We start from the raw sequence: 21,000 nt of genomic DNA, 5'->3' as shown, positions 1-21,000 counted from the left end.
GAGTACCCGGAGGGAGGGAAGATCGGGGGCCCGAAGGGCCCCGACTCGAGCGCGTCAGCGCTCCAACAAACACAGCAAGCTAAACCGCCCCGGGCCCGGTTTTACCTGATGTCAGCCGATGTCGCGCAGGGTCAGCTGTTCGGGGGTTCCGGTCGTGCAGCCGGTGCCGACAACGAGAGCCGTAATGGTCGGGGCCTCGGCGCCCTGGACGAGGACGAGGACGGCGTCGGAGCCACGGAAGGTGATATTCGACGCTCCGAGCACCGCCCGGTCGATGCCGTTGGCTTGCACACAGCGGGTGAGGGCGGCGTCGTCGGCCAGCGGCCCGATCACATCGCGCTTGCCCAGTGCGCGCAGCGCGGCGGCGGTGGTGAGTTCGTCGTCGGGGGCCGCCGGTTCGGTGAACGGCGCGGCGGTGGGGGTGCCCTCGGTGGTGTCGAGGGTGCTGAACACGGCACCGGCTCCCGCCAGGACGGCCACCGTAGCGGCGGCCGCGGCGAGCAGCCCCAGTCGGCGCCGGGAGCGGTATCGGTCCAGCGAGATCGGGGCCCGGTCGGCGGTTGGTGCGGGCGGCTCGGCAGGCGACGTCTGGGGAACGGCCGAGAGCGGTGTTATTCGGTCGGTCGGCCCGTCCCCCGCGTCGAGCTGGGCGACGAAACGGAACATGCGGTCGGCCACGTCGTCGGGCATGCGGTGCATGACCCGCTCGTCGGTGGCGAGCGTGCGGAGGTGGGTGTTCACCTCGTCGAGCTTGTTCAGGTAGTGCAGCGCGTCTACGTCGGTGCGGACCACGGGCCACAGTTGCTCGCACAGTTCGGGCGCGAGGTTGTCGGCATGCAGATCGGCCAGCAGTTCCGACGGGAACGGAGGCTGCGGCACGGATCGAGACACCCTCGCACCTCCCCTGTTCTGTCGATATCGGATCGCAGGATTTACATCGCTGACTTGTTCGTCACTGTTAATGACGCATCCCGACTACATCCGGTTCCCTGGATCCCGGAAAAATTCCAAACGTTCTTGCAAACGTACGCGCGCTCGGGCGCATCGGCTCTTGATCGTGCCCGGCGCCACGCCGAGCGCAGCGGCGGTTTCGGCGACGCTGCGACCTTCCATCTCGGTCATCACCAGGGCCAACCGTTGTTCGTCAGGGAGGGTGAACAACGCCTCGCTCACAACGGTGGACAGTTCGTAGTGAGCAAACGCATCATGCGGGTCGATCGCCTCTGGCATGGTGTCGGGCAGGATCGAGACGGCGCGACGGGTCTTGTTGCGCCGGATCCGGTCGAGGCAGGCATTGACCACGATCGCGTGCAGCCAGCTGCGCACCTCGGATTCGGCGCGGAACGAGCTTGCCGTGCGATGGGCCGAGAACAGCGCGTCCTGCAGGCAGTCGGCGGCGTCCTCGCGGTTGTAGGAGGTGCGCAGCGCGGTCTGCCAGAGATGGTCGGAGTGCCTGCGCAGCAGCTCGGCGAAGACGTGCGGTTCCCCGCGCACGTGGGCGGCAAGCAATTGCTTGTCGCTGCCGTTCTCCAGGAACGAGCGGACGCTGGGCGCGACCTGCCGCGGTGGCACACCGCGGACTTGCTCGTTGACATCCGGCGACAAAACTGACCCCTTGGACAGCGCTCATTACGGCGACTTCAAGTCGGCGAAACAAGGCCGATCCATCACCTGACTACTACGCGGCGTCCAGGATCGACGTCGACAAATCCTGGGTAACTCCCAACCGAGAGCGCGCAGGGATCATATCGTTGATAACAATTACGCACCAACCGGACCGCGGTTCGATGAAGATCGGCAACGGGCCCAGAAATGATCGACCACCTGCGTCGATGCGGAGGTGGGAGGGGTGCGGTCCGGGTTTTACGGACTAAGGTGCCGCGTCGAAGCGGACGTCGGCGATCGCGGTCTGGAACTGACCGCCGGAGTTCGCCAGTCCGGTAATCCACACGAGCACGAAACGAGCGGCCTGATCGGTCTGCACGGCGATATCGGTGACCCCGTCACCGAGCTTGGCCGAGCCGATCAGCTGGGTCTGGTCGAGGGTGGGCGCCTCGGTGGGCGAGGTGCGGATCTCGACGGTGCTCCCCGCGCTGGGCGAGGTGATCGACACATTGGTCAGCTTCGCCGGGGTCGGCAGCGTGGCCAGCAGTCCCACGCCCTTCTTGAGGGCGGGGAACTGCTGGAAGTACTGATCGGTGCGCCAGACCGTCGTCGCGTTGTGGTCGAGCACCGCGCCCGCCGCCGCGGCGCCGTCGGGCGTGCCCTCCGGGGAGAACACCGCGGCACCGGTGACCGGCACCGGCACGCTCGTCGGCGGTGCCGCGGGGTCATCGGCGGGCGGTGCCGACGCCGCGGGCGGCGCCACACTCGAGGTGAGCCCGATATTGATCTGCTGGTCAAGCGGCTTGTCCGACGCGCCGGGCGCGAAGATGCTGACCATCCACCAGATCAGCACGCCGACCACCAGCGCGGCGAGCACGCCGAGGGCGACCATGATCCACATCATCCGCTTGGAGCGTTCCCGCTCGGCCGCGAGCAGTTCCGGGTCGGCGAGCGAATCGGCACCGGGGGCAACCGCCCGCTGACCCAGACGTAAGACCGGAATGAAGTCGGTCTTCTGGTCGACGACCGAGGCCTGCTCGAGCACGTGCTGCACGGTGGCAGCGGTGCGAACGCCCTTGTTGGATTCCAGCGAGCGAACCGCGACGGCCGAGATCTCGAACGGCACTTCCGGCCGGATCTGCCGCGGTTCCACCGGGGTGCCGTCGGGCCCGAAATCGGCCAGCCGCAGCCCGCCGATGGTGGCCGCCGAGCCGGTGACACCGCCGACGCGAATCGGCCAGCGCGCGGTGATCAGGGCGTAGAGCATCGCGCCGAGGCCACGGACGTCGCCTTGCGCGTCGGAATCGCCGAGTGTGCCGGGGAACGCCAGGACGGCGTCACCGGAGGCACTGATCCGGATCCGATCGGGGTGATCGATCGACAGCGAGCCGCCGCCACGGTGGGCGAGTTCGGCCGCCGAGGCGAGTGCCCTGATGGCCCTGGCCGCGCCGATCGGCGACGGCACGGTCTCGGCCATCTCGCGCAGCGAACGGCCGGGGGTCCACTCGGCCACGACGATGCCGCCGGAGCTGCCGCGAACCACATCGAGGACCCTGGCAAGGCCGGGCGAATTGATCCGGCCCAGTCGCAGCGTGCGCGACAGCACCGCCTGCGGGCCGTCGTGACCGGAGTTCTCACTGGAGGTCTGATCGGCGTCCACGAAGGTCAGCGCGACCTCGCGATCGAGCTTGATATCGAGTGCCTGCCAGAACTTCAGCCCGCGCGCACCACCGTGACCGGCCAGCAGCCGGTACCGGCCACCGGCGACCGACGCGCCGGGGATGAGCTTGGGGCCGCGCTGACCACGGTTGGCCGCGGCGCTCGGGGGCACCTGCGGTGGGATCGGCAACATGCCGGTGTCGTATGTCGGATCGTGCGGCGGCATGGCCGAACGCGCGTCTTCCTCGTGCGTATCGCCTTCGTCTGGCGCGTCGGTATGCTCGGAATCCGTCGAGTTCGGCGCATCGGGCCCGACCTCGGTGGACATTCCTGCTGCCGCGCGCGCCGCAGAATCAGCGGCCGGGACGCCGCCCACCGCGTCATCGCTCACCCTCGGTCCTCCTTCGGCCTGAAAACCCGTGTCGGTCTGCGGAACAGCGTACGGGAACTGTGCTTTACCGGTGCTGTCAACAGCGCCCGGTCGAATGACGGGAAGCACCATGGTCTGGGTGTCCAAAGACTGCCCGTATGCGGGGAATCCATAGGTATCGGGACGGCGCAGGACGGTGGTCGCGTAGATGTCGTCTGCCGGGGTGTCGTCGAGTCCGAGATCCGGCGCGGGCGGGGTGATACCGAGCTTGCGCGAGATCGCGACGGTGATGGCGACGACCTCGGGGATACCGGCCAGACGCATCAGGCCGAACGCCACCGAGAACATGACCAGCGAATCGATGACAACGCGCAGCAGCGAGCCCGCGCCCCCCGAGACGCGGTCGAGTCCGGTCACCGTATCGACGATCAGCATCACCGCGCCGCCGGCGATCGAGGCGAGCAACACTCTGGTCACAGTTCGGCCGACATTGACCATGCGCAAGTCGCCGAGGCTGCGGTGCAGCAGTACGCCGCCGATCACCGCGCCCGCGGTGAATCCGAGGCCGGTGGCGACACCGAGAACGATCACCACATCGTCGCTGTCGCGGGCGATGACCGGTGCCAGTGCCGAGATCAGGATCTTGATCGTCGTGATGCCGAGGATGATCCAGGTCGGTGTCCACGCCTGCTCGCGCGCGTAGAACACCCGCAGATGGATGAGCACGAGCGAATACGGGATCAGCGAGAACGCCGACCAGCTCACGGCATCGCCGAGCCGTTCGGCGTCCCCGGCGAATCGCGCGTAGCCGTAGAGCGCCTGGCCGATCTCCGGGCCCGCGAGGGTCATGAATGTGACGATCGGGATCATCGCGATCATCGTGAGCCGGGTGGCGACGGACAGGTCGTCGACTACCGCGGGGGTGTCGTCGTCGGCGGCGCTGCGGCTCAGCCTCGGCATGATCGCGGTGAGCAGGGTTACCCCGATCACGCCGTAGGGCAGCTGCAACAGCGCCCATGCGTTCGCGAAGATCGCGGGACCCGCCACGTCGGCCTGGGAAGCGATGTTGTTCGCGACCACCAAGCCGACCTGGCTGATCAGCACGTACAAGATGATCGCGATGCCCATCTTGCCGAACTGCTTGAGGCGCGCGTCGACACCCCACAGTGGACGCAAGTTGATCCCGTGCCTGCGGATCGCGGGCAGCAGACAGAGCGCCTGTGTCGCTACGCCCGCGGTGATACCGAGGCCGAGAACCAGCAGTTTCGGATCGCTCATCCGCACCGGATCGAGGGTGATCTCGCCGGGTGTCAGCGCGTAGACCGCCAGCACTGTCAACGCGACCACATTGTTCATCACGGGGGCCCACGCACCCGGCTTGAACGCCTGCCTGGTGTTGAGGATCGCGGTGAACAACGCCGACATGCCGTAGAAGAGGAGCGCCGGTGCCAGTAGGTAGGTCAGCGCGACGGTCAGGTCCGTGTTCACCTTGCCGTCGGCGGAGACGAGCACGTGACCGGCCAGGATCGGCGTGGCCGCCAAGGTCAGCACGGTGGCGATGAACAGCACGGTGAAGGCCGCTGTCACCAACCTGCGCACGAACGCGGCACCGTTGTCGGCGTCCTCCTGCTCGGCGCGAATCAAGGTCGGCACGACGATGGCGGTCAGCACGGCGCCGAGGACGAGCTCGGCGATCATGTTCGGGATCAGGTTCGCGGAGATGAACGCACTGGCGATGGCCGGACCGAGCACCGTCAGCAGCAACAGCTGCTTGGCGAAACCGGTGATACGGCTGATCAGCGTGGCGACCGCGATCGAACCCGAGTCCTTGAGCAGCTTGGCATTGGCGCTCATCGGGGCCTTGCCCGCTTCTTGCGCCGCAGGTTCGGCGGCCACCTTCTTCGGCCGGGCGATGACCTGAGTCCGCTCCGCAGACCGATCAACAGCAGGCGAACCGCCCGCTCCCGGCCTGCGGTCGCGGGATCCCGCACCTGCCCGCGCGGAATCCGCAGCGGGCATCCCGGGGAAACTTCCACGCGGGGGCACGGGTCGCCCCTGCTCCGGTGGACTCTGCCGCCGCCCACCGGCCTGATCGGGTCGATCCTGTCTCGGAATGGCGCCGGACTGCGCACCACGCGGCGGGACGGGGCGTTGCTGGGGGAACTCGCCCGAAGGGTTCGGGCCGGGCCGCCGTTGGGCGAACCCGTCCGGTCCGGCGCCGGGGCGTTGCTGTTGCGGGAATTCACCTGAACGACCGGCGGAACCCGGGCCGGGGCGTTGCTGTTGCGGGAACTCACCTGAACGACCGGCGGAACCCGGGCCGGGGCGTTGCTGCTGGGGGAACTCACCCGAGCGCCCTGCGGAACCGGGCGCGCGGCGTTGCTGTGGAGGCGCGGGGCGACCGTCGGGGCCGTATGCCGCTGGACGCGGTGGCTCGCCGGGGCGGCCGCCAGGGTGCTGTGGTGCGCCGGAAGGACCGCCTACGCCGGGGCGCTGGGGCGGTACAGGACGTTGCTGCTGCGGGAATTCACCCGAGCGATTCGCCGGGCCGGGAGGCTGTTGACGCGGGTTCGGGACCTGTCCGGGCCGTTCGCCGTGCGGCGGACGTTGCGGATCCGGTGAGCGATAGCCGCCGGGCGGTTGGGGCGCGCCTTGCCTGCCCGGTCCTGGGCGGTGTCCAGCGGGCGGTTGGTCCGGTCCTGGGCGGTATCCGGGCGGCGGGGGTTCAGGGCGATAAGCCGGCTGACCCGGCGGCATGGCAGGGCGCGGGGTGCGCTGACCGGAGGGCGGCGCCGGTGCGCCGGGGTCGGCGGAACCCGGCCGGTAACCGGTCTGTTCGAAGGGCAGGTAACCGGCCTGGCCCGGTTGCTCGGGCTGAGGTCCGGCACCGGGATGACGAGGCATCGCATGCGGATCGAACCCCGGATCACCGGGCCGGACCGGCGGACGGCCATCTCGGGGCCCGGCGAAGTCGGGTCGATGACCGGGTACACCAGGGCGCCGATCCCCCGGTCGATCCACGTGTGGCACAGCCTCGTCGTGATCAGCGTCCTGCCCGGCCGTCATCCCGCGTTCCCACGGCGCGCTGGGGGCCCGGCGCAGGGTCGGGTCGTCGTCGTGGTCACGCCGATGAGCGGAATCATCGTCGCCCATCATGCCTCCTGTACCCGGCGTAACCCGCGAATCCCGCCGGTCCGATGAGCGTTTCGCTCACCAGTGCCACTCTCGTCCTTGTCTGTCATGGTGCCCTGACCGCGCGTCAGGCGCGGGCGTTCACTGCCGCTGCAGTCGCTGACGTGCGCGCCGCAGCCGACCCGCCCGTTCCACCGTCTCCGGGGTGAACCCTTCGTCGGCGGGGTCGGGTTGCCCGCGGAACCGCCGCAGCAGTCGGCGCCCGGCCAGCAGCAACAGCAGTATCGCGGCACATGCGGTAATTATGGCCAGGGCCTGACCGTAGGCGTTCGAGCGCACCGAGACCGAGGTCGCCTCTCCTAGCGCTATCCCGTCCGGGGTGGTAAGGGCGATCGGAATCACCAGCTTACGGCTGTCGCTCACCTCGGTCGGAATCTGGAACGACCGGGTACCGGACGGCGGAAGCAGCTGTTCGCCGATATCGGTGATGTTCGTCTCGGCAGGCGCTTCGATCCGGAACATCACCCGGATGGCGACGGGCAGTTCATTGCGCGCCACCAGCAGCAACGGGCTCTGCTCGGAGGCCAGCGTGTACACCCCGCCTGGCGGCAGCACCGAGACCGAGGAGAACATCGTGTCCAGTTCCCGGGTCGCCTGGTCGATGCGCCGCTGGGCGTGCAGGTCGGCGAGTGTGTCGTTGTCGGCCCTGCGGTCGGACAGGCTCAGCGCGCGCAGCAGATCCTCGCGCGCCGGGGTCAGGAACGCGTGCGGGGTGAGCTCGGATTCGGGCAGTTCGACCAGTGCGCGCATCAGCTCGGTCACCCGGGCGCCCTGGGCGTGAATCGGTCCGATGAACTCTTCCGGCGCCGCGTCCTGGGCGGCGCGCGGCAGGTACTCCAGCGCGAACGGCCGCGGATCGGGCGCCTGGGCGATGAGGTCGGCGAAGGCGCGCGGGCTCGCGAGGTTGTTGCGGGTGAGCAGTTCGACCTGCTTGAGCAGCGCGACGCCCTCCTCCCGGCTGGCACCCCACTGCTGCGGCGGCATCAGCAACTGCGATCGCGGCCGGTCCGGCGACGGATTGAGCGCACTCCACGCCATCGCGCCGAGCGCGTCCTGCAATCGGGCCGAGCGCGAATCGTTGGTGACGTCGAAACGCACCTTCGACGGCGTGAACGACGGCGTCGGCGGATTCGAACCGACCGCGGCCAGCGCGGTCGCCGACCAGATATCGAAGGTGGTCACGCGCAGCGCGGGATCGGTCCCCACGGCGGCACCGGCGGGCGGTTCGACGCTCACATTCGGCACCCGCACGACATCGGGCGCGGGCTGTTCCCCACCCACGACGACATCGGGCGTGAGCATGGTCGGCGCGGTGGTGAGCGCGTTGTCGGTATCGGGCGGCGACCCGTCACCCGACACCGCCGAACCGGCCAGCACCGCCGTTCCGTACCCGTGCTGGCGCAACAACTGCCCGGCCGGATCGTCGATGCTGCCCGAGTCGGGCAGGCTCACCCCGCGCAACGACTGGGTGCCGAGGATCGAGTCCACTACATCGGCGGGCGCGAGCAGTGCCCGCGCCGACAGACCAGGATCGTTCACCGAGGCCAGCGCCGAGATGTCGACCTGCGCGAACGGCAAGGCCACCGTGCACATCGACCCCGCCAGCGCCCGCAACCGGTCGAGCCAGGCCTGCGCGTTCGCCGCCCCGGTCCCCTCCCTGGTCGCCCCGCTCGGATCCGACGGACTCGCCAGTACCCGATAGCCGCGGGTCATGGTCTGCACGGTCGAGACGAGGTCGGGATCGATGGCGATACACACCGATCCGGCCACACCTTTGTCTTTGCCCGGCGTCGGCACCACCGATTCCAGGGCCGCGACGAGCTGTTCGAGGCGGCCACCCTTGCCGACCGAGGCCGCCAGTTCGTCATCGAGCAGTTCGACCTGGCCGTTCACCGCGCCGGGTTTACCCGCGACCATGCGCGGCCGGTCGGCCAGCGGCCAGATCATCGTGGTCGCGATGGGCGACGCTTCCGGCGGTGCCCCGACCGGTGGATTCGTGTCGTCGGTGCCGGGCAGCCCAAGCACGGGAAGCAGGAAACGCGCGTCGTCGAGCCGGGCCTGGGTGCCGTAGGCGGGTTCGCCGTTGACATTGAGCAGCAGCGGATACACACCGGGATCGGTCAGTCCCAGCGATGCCTCCGAGCCAGCGCGCAACGCGATACTCACCGAGAACTGTTTGCGCTGACCGGGACTCAACTGCGGCGCCACATCCTGGAACGGACCGGTCACCTCGTAGTTCACCTGGTCCAGACGCAGCGAGCTGCGCAACCCGCTCGGCGAATCCACCGCGGCCGCCCGCTGGATTCGCACGCTCACATCGTCGACGACCCGGTCGCCGATATTGGTGACCGTGCCCGACACGGTCAGCTTCGGGTCGCTGCCGGTGGTGACCGTGCCCGGCGCCACCGCGTCAAGGGTCAGCTTGAGAAACTTCGGCGTTCCCGACCCGTCCGTTTGAGCGTGCGCGACCGCGGGCAGCAGCGTCATCGAACCCAAGATGGTCAGGACCGCCGTGATCAGCCGGATCAGTCCACCCGTCATCGCTTGCCGGTCTCCATCCGGTCGATCAATCGATTCGCCACTTCGGCCAGCCGCCGTTCGTCGGCGTAGGCCAATCGGGAATCCAACTCGCTCAACGGAACCCACGCAACCTGGGTGACTTCGACGTCGGCATCGGACAATTCACCACCGAGACATCGCAGCAGGAAATGGTGCACGGTCTTGTGTACCCGTCTGCCCTCGGTGACGAACCAGTAATCGATACTGCCGAGTTCGGCGACCACTTCGCCGTCGATCCCGGTCTCCTCGGCGACTTCGCGGATGGCGGTCTGCTCGGAGGTCTCGCCCTGCTCGATATGCCCTTTGGGCAGCGACCACAACAGCCGGCCGCGTCGGTCGGTGCGGCCGATCAGGGCGGCGGTGCGCTGGTCTTTGGGACCGTCGAGGCCCTCGACGACCAGTCCGCCCGCCGAGGTTTCCCGCACGGTGCGCATGCGAGGTTTGCCGGCAGTGTTCGCCGAACCACGCCGCCGCGGCTGGCGGCGTCGACTGTTCGCGCGATCGGCCGGAGGAGACACCTCGCCAGCTTAGCTGTGTTGTCGGCGTCCGCTTCGTGGCCGCCGCTCCCCAGGGGTCGCGGGTGCGGGCCGGGTGGGTTGGGTAATCGGTTCGACGGGGTCGGTAGGCTACTTTTCGTGGTTTCTCCTGACGTTGTCCCTGATGCTGTGGCGGATCGTCGTGCTCGCCTGCTGGCGGGGGCGGCGGTGACTTTGGGGCAGCTCAATGATGTTTTGGCGCCATTGGGGGGAATGTTCGCCGAGCGGGGGCACAGTCTCTATCTGGTCGGCGGCAGCGTGCGCGACGCGGTGCTCGGCCGGCTCGGCAACGACCTGGATTTCACCACCGATGCGCGGCCGGAGGTCGTGCAGGAGTTGATGCGCGGGTGGGCCGACCATCTGTGGGATACCGGCGGCCTGGCTTTCGGCACGGTCAGCGCGGCCAAGGATGACCAGCAGCTCGAGATCACCACCTTCCGCGCCGATACCTACGACCGGGTCTCGCGCAATCCCGAGGTCACCTTCGGCGACACCCTCGACGGCGACCTGGTGCGGCGCGATTTCACGGTGAACGCGATGGCGGTCAAGATCGCCGCCGACGGGTCGCTGGAATTCGTGGATCCGCTCAACGGCATCGACGCGCTGCTCGAGGGCGTGCTCGATACCCCTGCGGCGCCGCAGGATTCGTTCGACGACGATCCGCTGCGCATGCTGCGGGCCGCGCGCTTCGTCGCCCAGCTGGGGTTCGAGGTGGCGCCGCGGGTGCGTGCGGCGATCATCGAGATGGCCGATCAGATCGACCGGATCACCGCCGAGCGGGTGCGCGCCGAACTCGACAAGCTGATCGGTGCCGCTCACCCGATCGACGGCATCAACCTCATGTGCGACACCGGTCTGGCGCAGCGGGTGCTGCCCGAGGTGCCCGCGATGAAGCTCGAGATCGACGAGCACCACCAGCACAAGGACGTGTACCAGCACTCTTTGACGGTGCTCTCGCAGGCGATCGACCAGGAGGAGGGCGACCCCGACCTGGTGTTGCGCTGGGCGGCGCTGCTGCACGACATCGGCAAGCCCGACACCAAGCGCAACGAGCCCGCGGGCGGCGTCAGCTTCCACCATCACGAGGTGGTCGGCGCGAAGATGGTGCGCAAGCGGATGCGGGCGCTGAAGTATCCGAAGGCGTTCACCGAAGAGGTTGCGCGCCTGGTGTTTCTGCACTTGCGTTTCCACGGATACGGCAAGGGTCAGTGGACGGATTCGGCGGTGCGCCGGTATGTCACCGACGCCGACGACCTCCTCGACCGGCTGCACAAGCTCGTACGCGCCGACTGCACCACCCGCAACAAGCGGCGCGCCGCCGCGCTGAGCTCGACCTACGACGAGCTGGAGGAGCGGATCGCGGCGCTGCGCGCGCAGGAGGATCTGGCGCGGGTGCGCCCGGATCTGGATGGCAACGCGATCATGGAACTGCTCGGTCTGCCGCCTGGTCCGCAGGTGGGTAAGGCGTGGAAGTTCCTGAAGGATCTGCGCCTTGACCGCGGTCCGATGACGAGGGAAGAAGCCGAAGCCGCCCTCCAGGAATGGTGGAATACCCAGAACTGATCAGAAGACGATCAGTGTTGTTCCCGCGATGATGGCGTCGCGGATCTGGGTCAGGTCGAACGAGCCGGTGGTCTCCGGCAGTTCGAGCCGGAATTTCACCTCGTCACCGCGCCGGTGCGCGTAGGAAATGCTCGCCCGGTTGGGCAGGTCGTCGAGCAGCAGCGCGGGCGCGGGCACGACGCGTTTGGGCAGCCGGATGCCGTACCAGCTGGCTTTTCGGATGTCGATGGTGAGCAGGTTGTCGTAGACCTGCCCGTCGACGACCGCCCGCATCTTGCGCGTGCGATGGGTCGCGACGATCTGTCCGCGATCGTCGAGCCGCACCCGCCAGTCCAGGTTCTGGGCGTCCACCCAGTCGGCCATCGCGCCGATCCCGATGGTGCCCTCGATATCGAGCTGCTGGACCCGGACCTTGGTTGGCACACCGGGAATAAGCCGCACGCCGTGCGCGACCACGGTGACCGTGTCGAAGGGATGCGAGTCCCAGACCAGGTTCGACAGCACCGTCTTGCTCTGGAAGTGCGCGCCGCGTCTGCGCACCTTGAACGTATCGAGGGTGGCGGTGAGGTCGTGCCCGAGCAGCGTGGCGCTGATCTCCTGACCGCCGAAACGGCTGAGGATGCCCTCGCTGAGCACGGTCATCAGCACATCGGGCATGAGGGCGGTGACGGTGCCGGAACCCAGGTCGGCGACGGGATCGGCCCAGGACGTGGTGAACCCGAGCCACTGGTCGATCCAAGACGGGTCGAGCAGGCGTTTGCCCATGTCGACAGCGCCCGCCAGTGACCAGGACTTCGGATCGAAATACGTGGCCATGATGGCTCCGAGCGTACTTGGCGGAATCGCCGGTTGCCACGAAGTGTGACCCGATTTTTTGTCCGAGCGCGCCGCTCTGAGCCGGTGCTCCCGCGGGGGTACGCCTGCTGAACCACGCCCCCGGTAATAACGGTATGAATCTGTGCGTTCATGCTCGAATTACCGGGGTACCTACCCGGCGAGTGACCCGCGAAGACCGGAGGGCATCGCATGCCGCTGGACCTGAACAGTGATCTGGGCGAAGGCTTCGGCCCGTGGCGGATGGGCGACGACGCCGCCATGCTCGACATCGTGACCAGCGCCAACATCGCGTGTGGTTTCCACGCGGGCGACCCGACGATCATGCGCCGCACCTGCGAACTGGCGGTGGCCAAGGGCGTACGGATCGGCGCGCATGTCGGCTATCGCGATCTGGTCGGGTTCGGCCGTCGCGATATCGCCATCTCCCCGGCCGATCTGCGCGACGAGGTGCTCTATCAAATCGGCGCGCTTGCGGCCTTCGCGCGGGCCGCGGGCGATCGGGTGCGCTATGTGAAACCGCACGGCGCCCTCTATCACGCGGCGGCCCGCGACCGGCTGCTCGCCGAGGCGCTTGTCGCCGCTGTGGCGGAGGCCGAACCGGGCCTTGCGCTGCTCGGTCCGGCGGGCACCGAATTGGAGCGTGCCGCGCAGCGGGTGCGTTTCGTCGGTGAGGGATTCGCCGACCGGGCCTACACTGCAACAGGTTCGCTGGCCCCGCGCGGAGTTGCCGGGGCGGTGCTGTCGCCCGACGACGCCGTGTCGCAGGCGACAACTCTTGCGCTGTCGGGGACCGCGCGTACCGTAGACGGTCCCGGTACGGTCGCCGTGACCGTGGCCAGCGTGTGCGTCCACGGCGACTCTCCGGCGGCCGTCGAGATGGCCCGCCGGATCCGGGGGGCGCTCGACGAAGCCGGGATACCGGTGGAGCCGTTCAGCTGAGGGGCGGGAGGCAGGATGGACATCGATTGGAACGCGCGGATCCGACCCGCGGGTGACCGCGCCATGCTCATCACCCTGGACGACCCGCGCCCGGTGCAAAGGCTGGCCTCGGCGTTGCGCGTGCACGCGATCGCCGGTGTCGAGGATGTGCTGCCGGCGGCGGAAACCGTGCTGGTCACCATGCATTCGGTGAGCTACGGCGTGCAGGTCCGCCGCGAGCTCGTCGCGCTGCTCGACCGGCTGGATCACGAGCCACCACAAGCGGATTCGCCGGATGTTTCCCGTGGAACAGTGCCTGATACCGAGCCTGTCGTGGAGATTCCCGTCCGCTACGACGGCGCGGATCTGCCCGAGGTGGCCCGGTTGCTCGACCTGTCGATCCCGGCGGTGGTCGCGGCGCACACCGGCACCGTCTGGCGGTGCGCGTTCGTCGGGTTCGCGCCCGGTTTCGGCTATCTCACCTCGCCCGACGGCAGGCTCACGGTGCCGCGGCGCACCCGCGCCCGCACGGCCATCCCCGCGGGCGCGGTGGCACTCGCGGGCGGATATTCGGCGGTCTATCCGCGCGGCACACCGGGCGGATGGCAATTGATCGGCACCACCGATCTGCGAATGTGGGCGGTGGACCGCGATCCGCCCGCGCTGGTGCGGGCGGGTTCGGCGATCAGGTTCGTCGCTTCCGAGGAATAGCTGCTTCGGCGGATAATCAAGGGCTGCTCAACGGTGCGCCGCCTCGACAGCAATTCGGGGAGAGATCGCATGCTGATCTTTATCGAGCGGGTGGGGCCGCTCGCGACGGTGCAGGACCTGGGCAGACAGGGCTGGTTCGATTCCGGTGTCGGGCAAGCGGGCGCGGCCGATCGTGGGTCGCTCCGGCTGGCGAACCGGCTGGTCGGCAATCCGGAGGACTTCGCCGCCATCGAGGTGCTGCTCGGCGGGCTGGCCCTGCGCGCCGACGGTCACCTCACCGTCGCGGTCACCGGCGCGCCCGCCCCCGCCACCGTCGATGGCACCCCGGTCGGGCATGCCAGCGTGCTCGAACTCGATGAAGGCCAGGTGCTGCGACTCGGCCTGGCGAACACCGGTCTACGCAGTTATGTGGCGGTGCGCGGCGGTATCGACGTGGCCAAGGTGCTGGGTTCGCGCAGCCGCGACACGCTGTCCGGCATCGGCCCCGACCCGTTACTCGTCGGCACGCAACTACCCGTCGGTCCCCCGCCGCGCACCCTCCCGACCGTGGAATTCGCGCCGGTTCCGCTGCGGCCGGACATACTCACGGTCCGCGCCTGTCCGGGCCCGCGCGCTGACTGGTTCACCGACCCCGACCAGCTGTTCCGCGGTTCCTGGATCGTTTCCGCCGACACGGACCGCGTGGGCGCCCGCCTGGATCGCGCCGACGGACCACCGCTGGTGCGTTCGGTCGCGCGCGAATTGCCCTCGGAGGGCGTGGCGCTGGGATCGGTGCAGGTACCACCGAGCGGTCAGCCGGTCGTGTTCCTGGCCGACCACCCGATCACCGGCGGCTACCCGGTGATCGCGGTCGTCCTCGATGCCGATATCGACCGGGTCGCGCAGGCTCGTCCGGGAGACAAACTGCTGTTCGTGGCAGCACCGGCGATCAACGCGGCGGATTCAATCGTGCGTGCATGAGGTACACGTTGTAGCTGTCCCACGCCGACATCGTGAAATACAGATCCTGCGCGGTCGACCACGGATGGATGAAACCGCCGTACGCCTTCGGATACATCTCGGTGGACACCAGCGGCACCCCCGAAGTCCACGCGCCCTGCGGCTGACTCGCGGTCCGCAACACGATCTGGCCCGCGACCGAGTCGAGGTAGACCATCTGCCACTGCCGGCTCTCCTCGTCGAACCGCACCGACAGCTCACTGGCGGTGCCGTGCACGAGCGGTGTCGCCGAGTTCTCCGCCGCGGGTGCCCAACTGCCGTCCACCCAGTACTGGTAGGCCGTCTTGTTTAGCACGTCGTCCTTGCGCACCCTGGCCAGCCCGATCATTCCGATCCGGCCGTTGGGCGTGCCGAACATGTAGACGTAATCCCCGTGCGGCACCATCGCGGCCACCTGGAATTGCCCGAGCCCGAACATGTTCTCCCAGCGGGCATGCTGGTCTTTGGTCCAGGTCTGGCCGCCGTCGTCGGAGTAGGCGAGTCCGCCGTAGTTCGTCATCCACATGCCGGGAATCTTCGACCAGTGGTTCACCGACATGTAGCTCAGGAACTGCCTTTTCCCGAGCGCGAAACCCGAGGTCGGGATCGTGGTGGTCTCCCAGTTCTTGATCTTGCGGCTGCCGAGGAGCTCGGCGGCGTGGCAGGGGCTGTCCTGCACCATCGAGTCGATGGTGATCCCGTCGCTCAGGTCCTTGTCGGTGCTGTAGGCGAGCACATTCGACCGCCAGTCGGCGGTATCGGCGCCCGCGCCGCCGTAGGCCCAGCCCTCACCGAAGGTGTCACCGAAAACCATGGCGACCTTGCCCGGTTCGGTTTCCCAGAACAGCCCGAGATCGGTGCCGTCGACCTGCCAGCGCATATCGGTCCGGTTGGCCGAGCCGTGCCCGGTGACCTGGTCGACGAGCCGCACGGATTCCACCTTCGCGGGCACGACGGGCGCCGCCAGCGGGCCACGCTCGATCGGCCGGACCACCGGCGCCGGCGGCTCCTGGGCAGGCTCGCCCTCGCCACCGGGTACCGGGATCGGAATCGGCTCGATCTCCGGTTTGATCCTGATCCGGGGCAACGGGGTGGCTGAACCGGTCCCTGAACCGGTCGCCGAACCGGTCGACGTTGTCTCGTGGGTATTTTCCGGTTCCGGTTCCGGCGTGTCCCGCACCTCCGGGCACGGATTGCGGCATGGATCCGAGGGCAGCGGGACCTGCGCGACGCGCGTGTTGTCGTGCGGCGGATCGGGAATCGGCACCGGCGTCAGCTCCGGCACCCAGACCGGGATATCGATGCTCGGGGGCAGGACCGGCGCGGGCGGCGCTGCGGGATCCGGCAGCCGGTTGACCGGGTCGAATCCCGTTTCGCCGCAGATGTTTACCGGCGGCGGCACCCACGGCAGCGGACCCGCCTGCGCGGGAACAGCGAGGATCGCGGACAGTGCCACACCCACGGCGGCAGTTCCGTGCGATACGGGTCTTGCGCGCATCTGGCTCCCTCGAATCGGTGTCGGCGAGGAACACCTGTGATCTTGTGTGAACTTACCGGAACCGATCGCTGTTGCCGTGCGTCCAAACAGATGTGAACGAAATCGAGTACGTCTTCGGAACCGGCGACGCGGTCGTGCACCACTGGTCGAGCCACGACGAACTGGCCGACACGAGCGTCTTCGACGCCCTATGGATCGACTACGACTCCGGCATCGACAGCGACGCTTTCCTCCCCGACATCCCGCTGGCCACCGTCGACCATCGAACGGTCCTGGCGCAGGAACCCGCGGGCACCCTCAGCAGGCCACCCTGGCTCGACGGGAGTTGAGCGCGATGGCCACGATGCCGAGCGCGTAGACCCCGGCACCGGCCAGTACTACCCCGATGGAGCGTCCATCGGCCGGAATCACCAGCGCGGCCACCGCGATCGCCAACACGAAACAGACGTTGAAAACCGTGTCCTGCAGGGCGAATACCTGGCCGCGCTGATCGTCGTCGATATCGATCTGCATGCTCGCGTCGCCGGTCAGTTTGATCGTCTGACCGGCGAGGCCGAGCCCGAACGCGCCGATCAGCAGGAGCCGGTGCGCGTTGTCGATCGCCGAGCCGGTCGCCAGCGCGATCGGTGTCACGAGCGTGAGCTGCACGATCACCGCTGTCGTCAGGCCGAGCAGCACGGTGCGCGGCCTGCCGAGACGGGGAATCAGGATCGGCGTTCCGATCGCGGCCACCAGCATGCCCGCCGCCGCGAACCCGATCGCGACCCCGAAGCCGACCAACCCGCCGCTCATCTGCGCGCCGTCGGTCGGCTGACGCAGCACCAGCACCATGATCAGTGTGTTCATCCCGAACACGATGCGATGCGCGCCGATTCCGATCATCGCCGTCGTCACCTGCACCGAATGCCACACCGCCCGCGCGCCGGTGCGCAGACCGGTCGCGATGGCGTGCACGGTGCTCTCGCTCCCGGCCGAACCGCGATCGGGCCCGAGCACCTGCGGGCGGAACCCGAGTGCCAGCACCGCACCGACCAGCGAACCGATCCCGCTGAGGGCCACCGCCACCGCCGAGGCCGCGTCACCCGCGCCGATCAGCGCGATCACCGCCACCGAGGCCGCCGCGCCGATCCCGGCACACACCGAGGCCACCGTCGCCAGCACCGAATTCATGGGCACCAACCAGCGCTGTTCGAGCACTCGCGGCAGTGCCGCCGACACCCCGGCCAGCACGAACCTGCTGATCCCGACCGTCGCCAGGGCCAGCACCAGCAGTGGCGTCTCCCCCACGCCGAGGAACAACCCGATCGCGGCCACGCCGATCAAGACCGCCCGCGCCACACTCGCGACCAGCAGCACATTGCGCCGATCCCACCGATCCAGCAGCGCGCCCGCGTACGGCCCGAGCACCGAATAAGGCAGCAGCAGCACCGCGAAACCGGCGGCGATGGCCAGCGGATCGGTCTCGCGTTCGGGGTTGAACAGGATCGCGCCCGACAGGGCCGCCTGGAACATCCCGTCACCGAACTGCGCGGCCAGCCGCAGCAGGGCAAGACGCGGCATCCGCGGGTTACGGCGGACCACCGCGCGGGTGTCGCGAAGCAGATGTCTCATCGAGATCGGCTGCTCATCCGCCGTATTCGAGCCGTCCGAGGGATGAGTCGACACGCCATGACCATAGTGCCAAGGAGAACCGTCCAAGGGAGCACTCATACCCGTGAGCAGTACACCATCACCAGCGCCGAGGCGAACCGCCGCACACCCGTGGGCTGTACACCTTCACAATTGGTGCCAGAATTGAACTGTGACGCCCACATCGACGACACCACCGCGGATCGAACTGCACCGCGGTGGCGACCGGATGAAGACGCGGATCCCGTGGCTCGACTCGAAGCATTCGTTCTCCTTCGGTGAGCACTACGATCCCGACAACACCCATCACGGGCTGCTGTTGGTGAACAACGAGGACGTGGTGCTGCCCGGCGAGGGCTTCGACACCCATCCGCACCGGGACATGGAAATCGTCACCTGGGTGCTCGGCGGCAGTCTCGTGCATCAGGATTCGCTCGGCCACAACGGTGTCATCTATCCGGGTCTGGCCCAGCGGATGAGCGCGGGCACCGGCATCCAGCACTCGGAGAAGAACGATTCGTGGCGCCTCGACGGCAAGTCCCACGACGAGCCCGTGCATTTCGTGCAGATGTGGGTGGTCCCCGATGAGCCCGGCGTCGACCCCGGCTACCAGCAGCTAGAGATCGATGACGAACTAGCGCGCGGCGATCTGGTGACGGTCGCCTCCGGCCTACCCCGCTATCGCGACCGCACCGCCATCGCGATCAATTCCTCGCACGCGGCTATGCATGTCGCCAGGATGACGGCCGACAGCCCCGGTGTGACCATCCCCGATGCGCCCTACCTGCATGTTTTCGTCGCGCGCGGCGAGATCGACGTCGAGGGGCTCGGCACCTTGTCCCAGGGCGACGCGGTCCGGCTGACCCGCTCCGGCGGGCAGTTGATCCGTCCGCACGGCTATGCCGAAGTGCTCGTCTGGGAGATGCACGCGCGTCTCGGCGGACAGTGAACTCAGGCCGAACCCGGCTGCCGCAAGAGGGTCGCCGACTTGGCATTGGTCCGGGTAGCGGCGACGATCTGCGCGAAATCCGGCCGGAAATCACCGTCGGGCGCCTGCATCCAGGTGCGATAACCGCTGCGCTCGTCGGCCGGCGACGGCAGCACGATATCGCTGCCGGGTAAGGCGACCGAGGCGCACACCCGGAACAGCTCGGCGAACAGCACGGTGTCGAGGTAGGAGTTGTCGACCGGCCCGGTGAGGAAGGTCCAGCGACCGGAGCGCGGGTGGGCGATGATCGGCCCGCAGCGCATACCGCGCGTGACGAGCAGCCCGCGGACCCGTTCGCCCAGCGTCGACGGCATCACCACCGCGCCGACCGAGCCGATCTCGAGCACGATCCGGCCGAGCGCCGCGTCGACGACGCCGTAGAGGCCATGGTGTTTGCGGTACTGGCGACAGCGCGCCAGTGCGTCCTGGATGGCCGAGTATTCCTCGGCCGCCGTGTACCCGCCCTTGTCCTCATCAGTGCGCAACGTGCTCATCACGACCTCGTCTCTGTCGACGCTGGTTCGATGTAGCTGTGAGTTCGCTCGATCGGGGCGAATCTCGGTGAGAGTTGAAGCATCACGACCCGGTGGCGCGGGAAACTTTTTCATAACGGCAGGACGTGAGGGAAAAAGACCGTTCCGCACAGCCTATAGCCGCACAACCATGCTGACAATAGTCAGTAGCTGGCGTGTCGATCGGCGTACCATATTCGCCCATGGCTCCCGTTTCGCCGACCGTCGCGCGGTGGGAACTCGTCCTGCGTCTGCGTGAACTCCGCGAGCAGCGCGGGTTCGATTCGGCCGGTTTCGCCCGCCGCGTCGGGTTCACGCCCGCCAACTGGTCCCATGTCGAGAAGGGCAGGCGGGTGCTCACCCGCACCACCATCGAACCGGTCCTCGACGTTCTCGATGTCACGCCCGACGAGCGCCACGAACTGCTCGCCCTGCTCGAGGCGAGCAAACAGCGTGGCTGGTGGGCGACGGCCTCCTCGGCCCTGATCGGTTCCGAGTTGCAGCGGCTGTACGGGATGGAGGCGGGCGCGCAGAGCATCCGCAGCTACGACAGCATGATCGTTCCCGGGTTGTTGCAGACCGAGGCTTACGCGCGTGCCCTGATCAGCGCCGATGTGATGATCCGCCCGGTGCAAGTAGACCAATTAGTCGCAATACGCCTGCGCCGTCAGCGGCGGCTGCGCGAGCCCGATCCCCTCGAGCTCACCGCCGTGCTCGGCGAGGCGACTCTCCGTCAGCAGACCGGCGGCAGCGCGGTGTTGCGCGAGCAGTTGCGGCACCTGGTGGCGCTGGTGCGTGAGCTCGACACCGTCGATGTGCGCGTCATCCCGTTCAGTGCGCCCGAAGGAGCCGTGCTCGGCGGTTCCAGCTTCCATCTGCTCGACTTCGCAAGCGATCAGCTACCAACTTTCGCCTGGGCCGAGAGCGCGGTGTTCGGTGGTCATGTCGACGACGCCGAACAGGTCCGCGATCTCGGCTTCGCCTACGTGCGCGCCCGCGAGCAATCCCTTTCCCGCACCGAATCTCTCGCCCTGATCAGGGAGTATGCGAGCGTGTAAGATTCGGGGTATGTCCACCACCGCTCGTCGCCGCCCGGCCGAACACGGCTGGTTCTCCTCGTCACGCTCCAACAACGGCAACCAATGTGTCGAGGTTCGTTTCGATGGAAACACTGTCCAGGTACGAGACAGCAAATTCCGCCGCGACCCGATGAACGCCGACTCGGCCGAGCCCATCATCACCGTCGACGCCCCCGTGTGGACAGCCTTCCTGCACTCCCTCCTGACCGAACACCGCCACCCCGACCTCATCACTCACGTCTCCCCCGACGGCTCGACCACCCTCCGCCACAAAGACGTGCAGTTGCGTTTCACCGCCGCCGAATGGCAAGCCTTCGTAGCCGGCGCCCGAGACAACGAGTTCGCCTGCGTTTGAGATGACGTCGA

At 68.1% G+C, this 21,000-nt stretch carries 18 protein-coding genes; 9 read left to right on the top strand and 9 right to left on the bottom strand.

The genetic code is table 11. The features are described 5' to 3' along the window. Nucleotides 1-111 precede the first annotated feature (111 nt). The 3 genes from ACFWPX_RS09905 to ACFWPX_RS09895 all read right to left on the bottom strand — a co-directional run bounded on the left by ACFWPX_RS09905 (nucleotide 112) and on the right by ACFWPX_RS09895 (nucleotide 5,653). Entirely contained in the window at nucleotides 112-879 is a 768-nt protein-coding gene (locus tag ACFWPX_RS09905) for a hypothetical protein (RefSeq protein WP_378927084.1), read from the bottom strand. Nucleotides 880-975: 96 nt separating this feature from the next. After that, on the bottom strand, nucleotides 976-1,572 hold the full coding sequence (gene sigM / locus ACFWPX_RS09900) for an RNA polymerase sigma factor SigM (RefSeq protein ID WP_378927221.1): 597 nt from the start codon (nucleotides 1,570-1,572) through the stop codon (nucleotides 976-978). Nucleotides 1,573-1,870: 298 nt separating this feature from the next. After that, on the bottom strand, nucleotides 1,871-5,653 hold the full coding sequence (locus ACFWPX_RS09895; protein ID WP_378927083.1) for a murein biosynthesis integral membrane protein MurJ: 3,783 nt from the start codon (nucleotides 5,651-5,653) through the stop codon (nucleotides 1,871-1,873). Nucleotides 5,654-6,541: 888 nt separating this feature from the next. Here ACFWPX_RS09895 and ACFWPX_RS09890 point away from each other — a divergent pair. Further along, on the top strand, nucleotides 6,542-6,835 hold the full coding sequence (locus ACFWPX_RS09890) for a hypothetical protein (RefSeq protein ID WP_378927082.1): 294 nt from the start codon (nucleotides 6,542-6,544) through the stop codon (nucleotides 6,833-6,835). A 72-nt stretch (nucleotides 6,836-6,907) separates the two neighbouring features. Here ACFWPX_RS09890 and ACFWPX_RS09885 read toward each other — a convergent pair whose 3' ends face one another. Then, complete coding sequence (locus ACFWPX_RS09885; RefSeq protein ID WP_378927081.1) at nucleotides 6,908-9,367, bottom strand: DUF6049 family protein; 2,460 nt, start codon at nucleotides 9,365-9,367, stop codon at nucleotides 6,908-6,910. Then, entirely contained in the window at nucleotides 9,364-9,819 is a 456-nt protein-coding gene (locus ACFWPX_RS09880) for an NUDIX hydrolase (RefSeq protein WP_378922054.1), read from the bottom strand. Before ACFWPX_RS09880 ends, ACFWPX_RS09885 begins: the two co-directional genes overlap by 4 nt. Before the next feature lie 201 nt (nucleotides 9,820-10,020). On the opposite strand from ACFWPX_RS09880, the gene ACFWPX_RS09875 reads away from it, so the two are divergent. Further along, nucleotides 10,021-11,484 (top strand): CCA tRNA nucleotidyltransferase, encoded by a 1,464-nt coding sequence (locus tag ACFWPX_RS09875; protein ID WP_378927080.1) that lies wholly within the window; start codon nucleotides 10,021-10,023, stop codon nucleotides 11,482-11,484. Here the strand turns inward: ACFWPX_RS09875 and ACFWPX_RS09870 are convergent, their stop codons facing one another. Beyond that, nucleotides 11,485-12,300: a hypothetical protein gene (locus tag ACFWPX_RS09870; RefSeq protein ID WP_378922050.1), complete on the bottom strand. Its 816-nt coding sequence runs from the start codon at nucleotides 12,298-12,300 to the stop codon at nucleotides 11,485-11,487. A gap of 210 nt (nucleotides 12,301-12,510) precedes the next feature. On the opposite strand from ACFWPX_RS09870, the gene ACFWPX_RS09865 reads away from it, so the two are divergent. From ACFWPX_RS09865 to ACFWPX_RS09855, 3 genes are all read left to right on the top strand, one after another. After that, nucleotides 12,511-13,260: a LamB/YcsF family protein gene (locus ACFWPX_RS09865; protein ID WP_378922048.1), complete on the top strand. Its 750-nt coding sequence runs from the start codon at nucleotides 12,511-12,513 to the stop codon at nucleotides 13,258-13,260. A 15-nt stretch (nucleotides 13,261-13,275) separates the two neighbouring features. Further along, nucleotides 13,276-13,950 carry an allophanate hydrolase subunit 1 gene (locus ACFWPX_RS09860; protein WP_378927079.1) on the top strand — a complete coding sequence of 225 codons (675 nt, stop codon included), beginning with the start codon at nucleotides 13,276-13,278 and terminating at the stop codon, nucleotides 13,948-13,950. 69 nt (nucleotides 13,951-14,019) lie between these two features. Further along, nucleotides 14,020-14,910: a biotin-dependent carboxyltransferase family protein gene (locus ACFWPX_RS09855; RefSeq protein WP_378927078.1), complete on the top strand. Its 891-nt coding sequence runs from the start codon at nucleotides 14,020-14,022 to the stop codon at nucleotides 14,908-14,910. Here ACFWPX_RS09855 and ACFWPX_RS09850 read toward each other — a convergent pair. Beyond that, nucleotides 14,879-16,426: a DUF4185 domain-containing protein gene (locus tag ACFWPX_RS09850; protein ID WP_378927077.1), complete on the bottom strand. Its 1,548-nt coding sequence runs from the start codon at nucleotides 16,424-16,426 to the stop codon at nucleotides 14,879-14,881. The two genes, ACFWPX_RS09855 and ACFWPX_RS09850, sit on opposite strands and share 32 nt — an antisense overlap. Nucleotides 16,427-16,518: 92 nt before the next feature. Between ACFWPX_RS09850 and ACFWPX_RS09845 the strand changes: the two genes are divergently transcribed. After that, complete coding sequence (locus ACFWPX_RS09845) at nucleotides 16,519-16,755, top strand: hypothetical protein (protein ID WP_378927076.1); 237 nt, start codon at nucleotides 16,519-16,521, stop codon at nucleotides 16,753-16,755. Here ACFWPX_RS09845 and ACFWPX_RS09840 read toward each other — a convergent pair. Further along, complete coding sequence (locus ACFWPX_RS09840) at nucleotides 16,724-18,037, bottom strand: MFS transporter (protein ID WP_378927220.1); 1,314 nt, start codon at nucleotides 18,035-18,037, stop codon at nucleotides 16,724-16,726. The genes ACFWPX_RS09845 and ACFWPX_RS09840 overlap by 32 nt on opposite strands. Nucleotides 18,038-18,284: 247 nt before the next feature. On the opposite strand from ACFWPX_RS09840, the gene ACFWPX_RS09835 reads away from it, so the two are divergent. Continuing rightward, a complete protein-coding gene (locus ACFWPX_RS09835) occupies nucleotides 18,285-19,004 on the top strand; it encodes a pirin family protein (protein ID WP_378927219.1) in 720 nt (239 codons plus the stop codon). 2 nt (nucleotides 19,005-19,006) lie between these two features. Here ACFWPX_RS09835 and ACFWPX_RS09830 read toward each other — a convergent pair whose 3' ends face one another. Then, nucleotides 19,007-19,537: a hypothetical protein gene (locus ACFWPX_RS09830; protein ID WP_378922038.1), complete on the bottom strand. Its 531-nt coding sequence runs from the start codon at nucleotides 19,535-19,537 to the stop codon at nucleotides 19,007-19,009. Nucleotides 19,538-19,758: 221 nt separating this feature from the next. On the opposite strand from ACFWPX_RS09830, the gene ACFWPX_RS09825 reads away from it, so the two are divergent. Together ACFWPX_RS09825 and ACFWPX_RS09820 are read left to right on the top strand one after the other, a co-directional pair. After that, nucleotides 19,759-20,613 (top strand): helix-turn-helix domain-containing protein, encoded by an 855-nt coding sequence (locus tag ACFWPX_RS09825; RefSeq protein ID WP_378927074.1) that lies wholly within the window; start codon nucleotides 19,759-19,761, stop codon nucleotides 20,611-20,613. 10 nt (nucleotides 20,614-20,623) lie between these two features. Next, complete coding sequence (locus ACFWPX_RS09820; protein ID WP_378922034.1) at nucleotides 20,624-20,989, top strand: DUF397 domain-containing protein; 366 nt, start codon at nucleotides 20,624-20,626, stop codon at nucleotides 20,987-20,989. The last annotated feature ends 11 nt before the right edge of the window (nucleotides 20,990-21,000 follow it).

The sequence above is a fragment of the Nocardia sp. NPDC058518 genome, assembly GCF_042719655.1.
Lineage (GTDB): Bacteria > Actinomycetota > Actinomycetes > Mycobacteriales > Mycobacteriaceae > Nocardia.
The sequence above is the reverse complement of the archived record's forward strand: the minus strand, read 5'-3'. Positions and strand labels throughout refer to the sequence as shown.

Coding starts and splice junctions, on each gene's coding strand:
- ACFWPX_RS09895 (WP_378927083.1), bottom strand. CDS start 5,653: ATGCCCGCTGCGGATTCCGCGCGGGCAGGTGCGGGATCCCGCGACCGC.
- ACFWPX_RS09890 (WP_378927082.1), top strand. CDS start 6,542: ATGCGGATCGAACCCCGGATCACCGGGCCGGACCGGCGGACGGCCATC.
- ACFWPX_RS09885 (WP_378927081.1), bottom strand. CDS start 9,367: ATGACGGGTGGACTGATCCGGCTGATCACGGCGGTCCTGACCATCTTG.
- ACFWPX_RS09880 (WP_378922054.1), bottom strand. CDS start 9,819: ATGCGCACCGTGCGGGAAACCTCGGCGGGCGGACTGGTCGTCGAGGGC.
- ACFWPX_RS09870 (WP_378922050.1), bottom strand. CDS start 12,300: ATGGCCACGTATTTCGATCCGAAGTCCTGGTCACTGGCGGGCGCTGTC.
- ACFWPX_RS09865 (WP_378922048.1), top strand. CDS start 12,511: ATGCCGCTGGACCTGAACAGTGATCTGGGCGAAGGCTTCGGCCCGTGG.
- ACFWPX_RS09860 (WP_378927079.1), top strand. CDS start 13,276: ATGGACATCGATTGGAACGCGCGGATCCGACCCGCGGGTGACCGCGCC.
- ACFWPX_RS09855 (WP_378927078.1), top strand. CDS start 14,020: ATGCTGATCTTTATCGAGCGGGTGGGGCCGCTCGCGACGGTGCAGGAC.
- ACFWPX_RS09850 (WP_378927077.1), bottom strand. CDS start 16,426: ATGCGCGCAAGACCCGTATCGCACGGAACTGCCGCCGTGGGTGTGGCA.
- ACFWPX_RS09840 (WP_378927220.1), bottom strand. CDS start 18,037: ATGAGACATCTGCTTCGCGACACCCGCGCGGTGGTCCGCCGTAACCCG.
- ACFWPX_RS09835 (WP_378927219.1), top strand. CDS start 18,285: ATGAAGACGCGGATCCCGTGGCTCGACTCGAAGCATTCGTTCTCCTTC.
- ACFWPX_RS09830 (WP_378922038.1), bottom strand. CDS start 19,537: ATGAGCACGTTGCGCACTGATGAGGACAAGGGCGGGTACACGGCGGCC.
- ACFWPX_RS09825 (WP_378927074.1), top strand. CDS start 19,759: ATGGCTCCCGTTTCGCCGACCGTCGCGCGGTGGGAACTCGTCCTGCGT.
- ACFWPX_RS09820 (WP_378922034.1), top strand. CDS start 20,624: ATGTCCACCACCGCTCGTCGCCGCCCGGCCGAACACGGCTGGTTCTCC.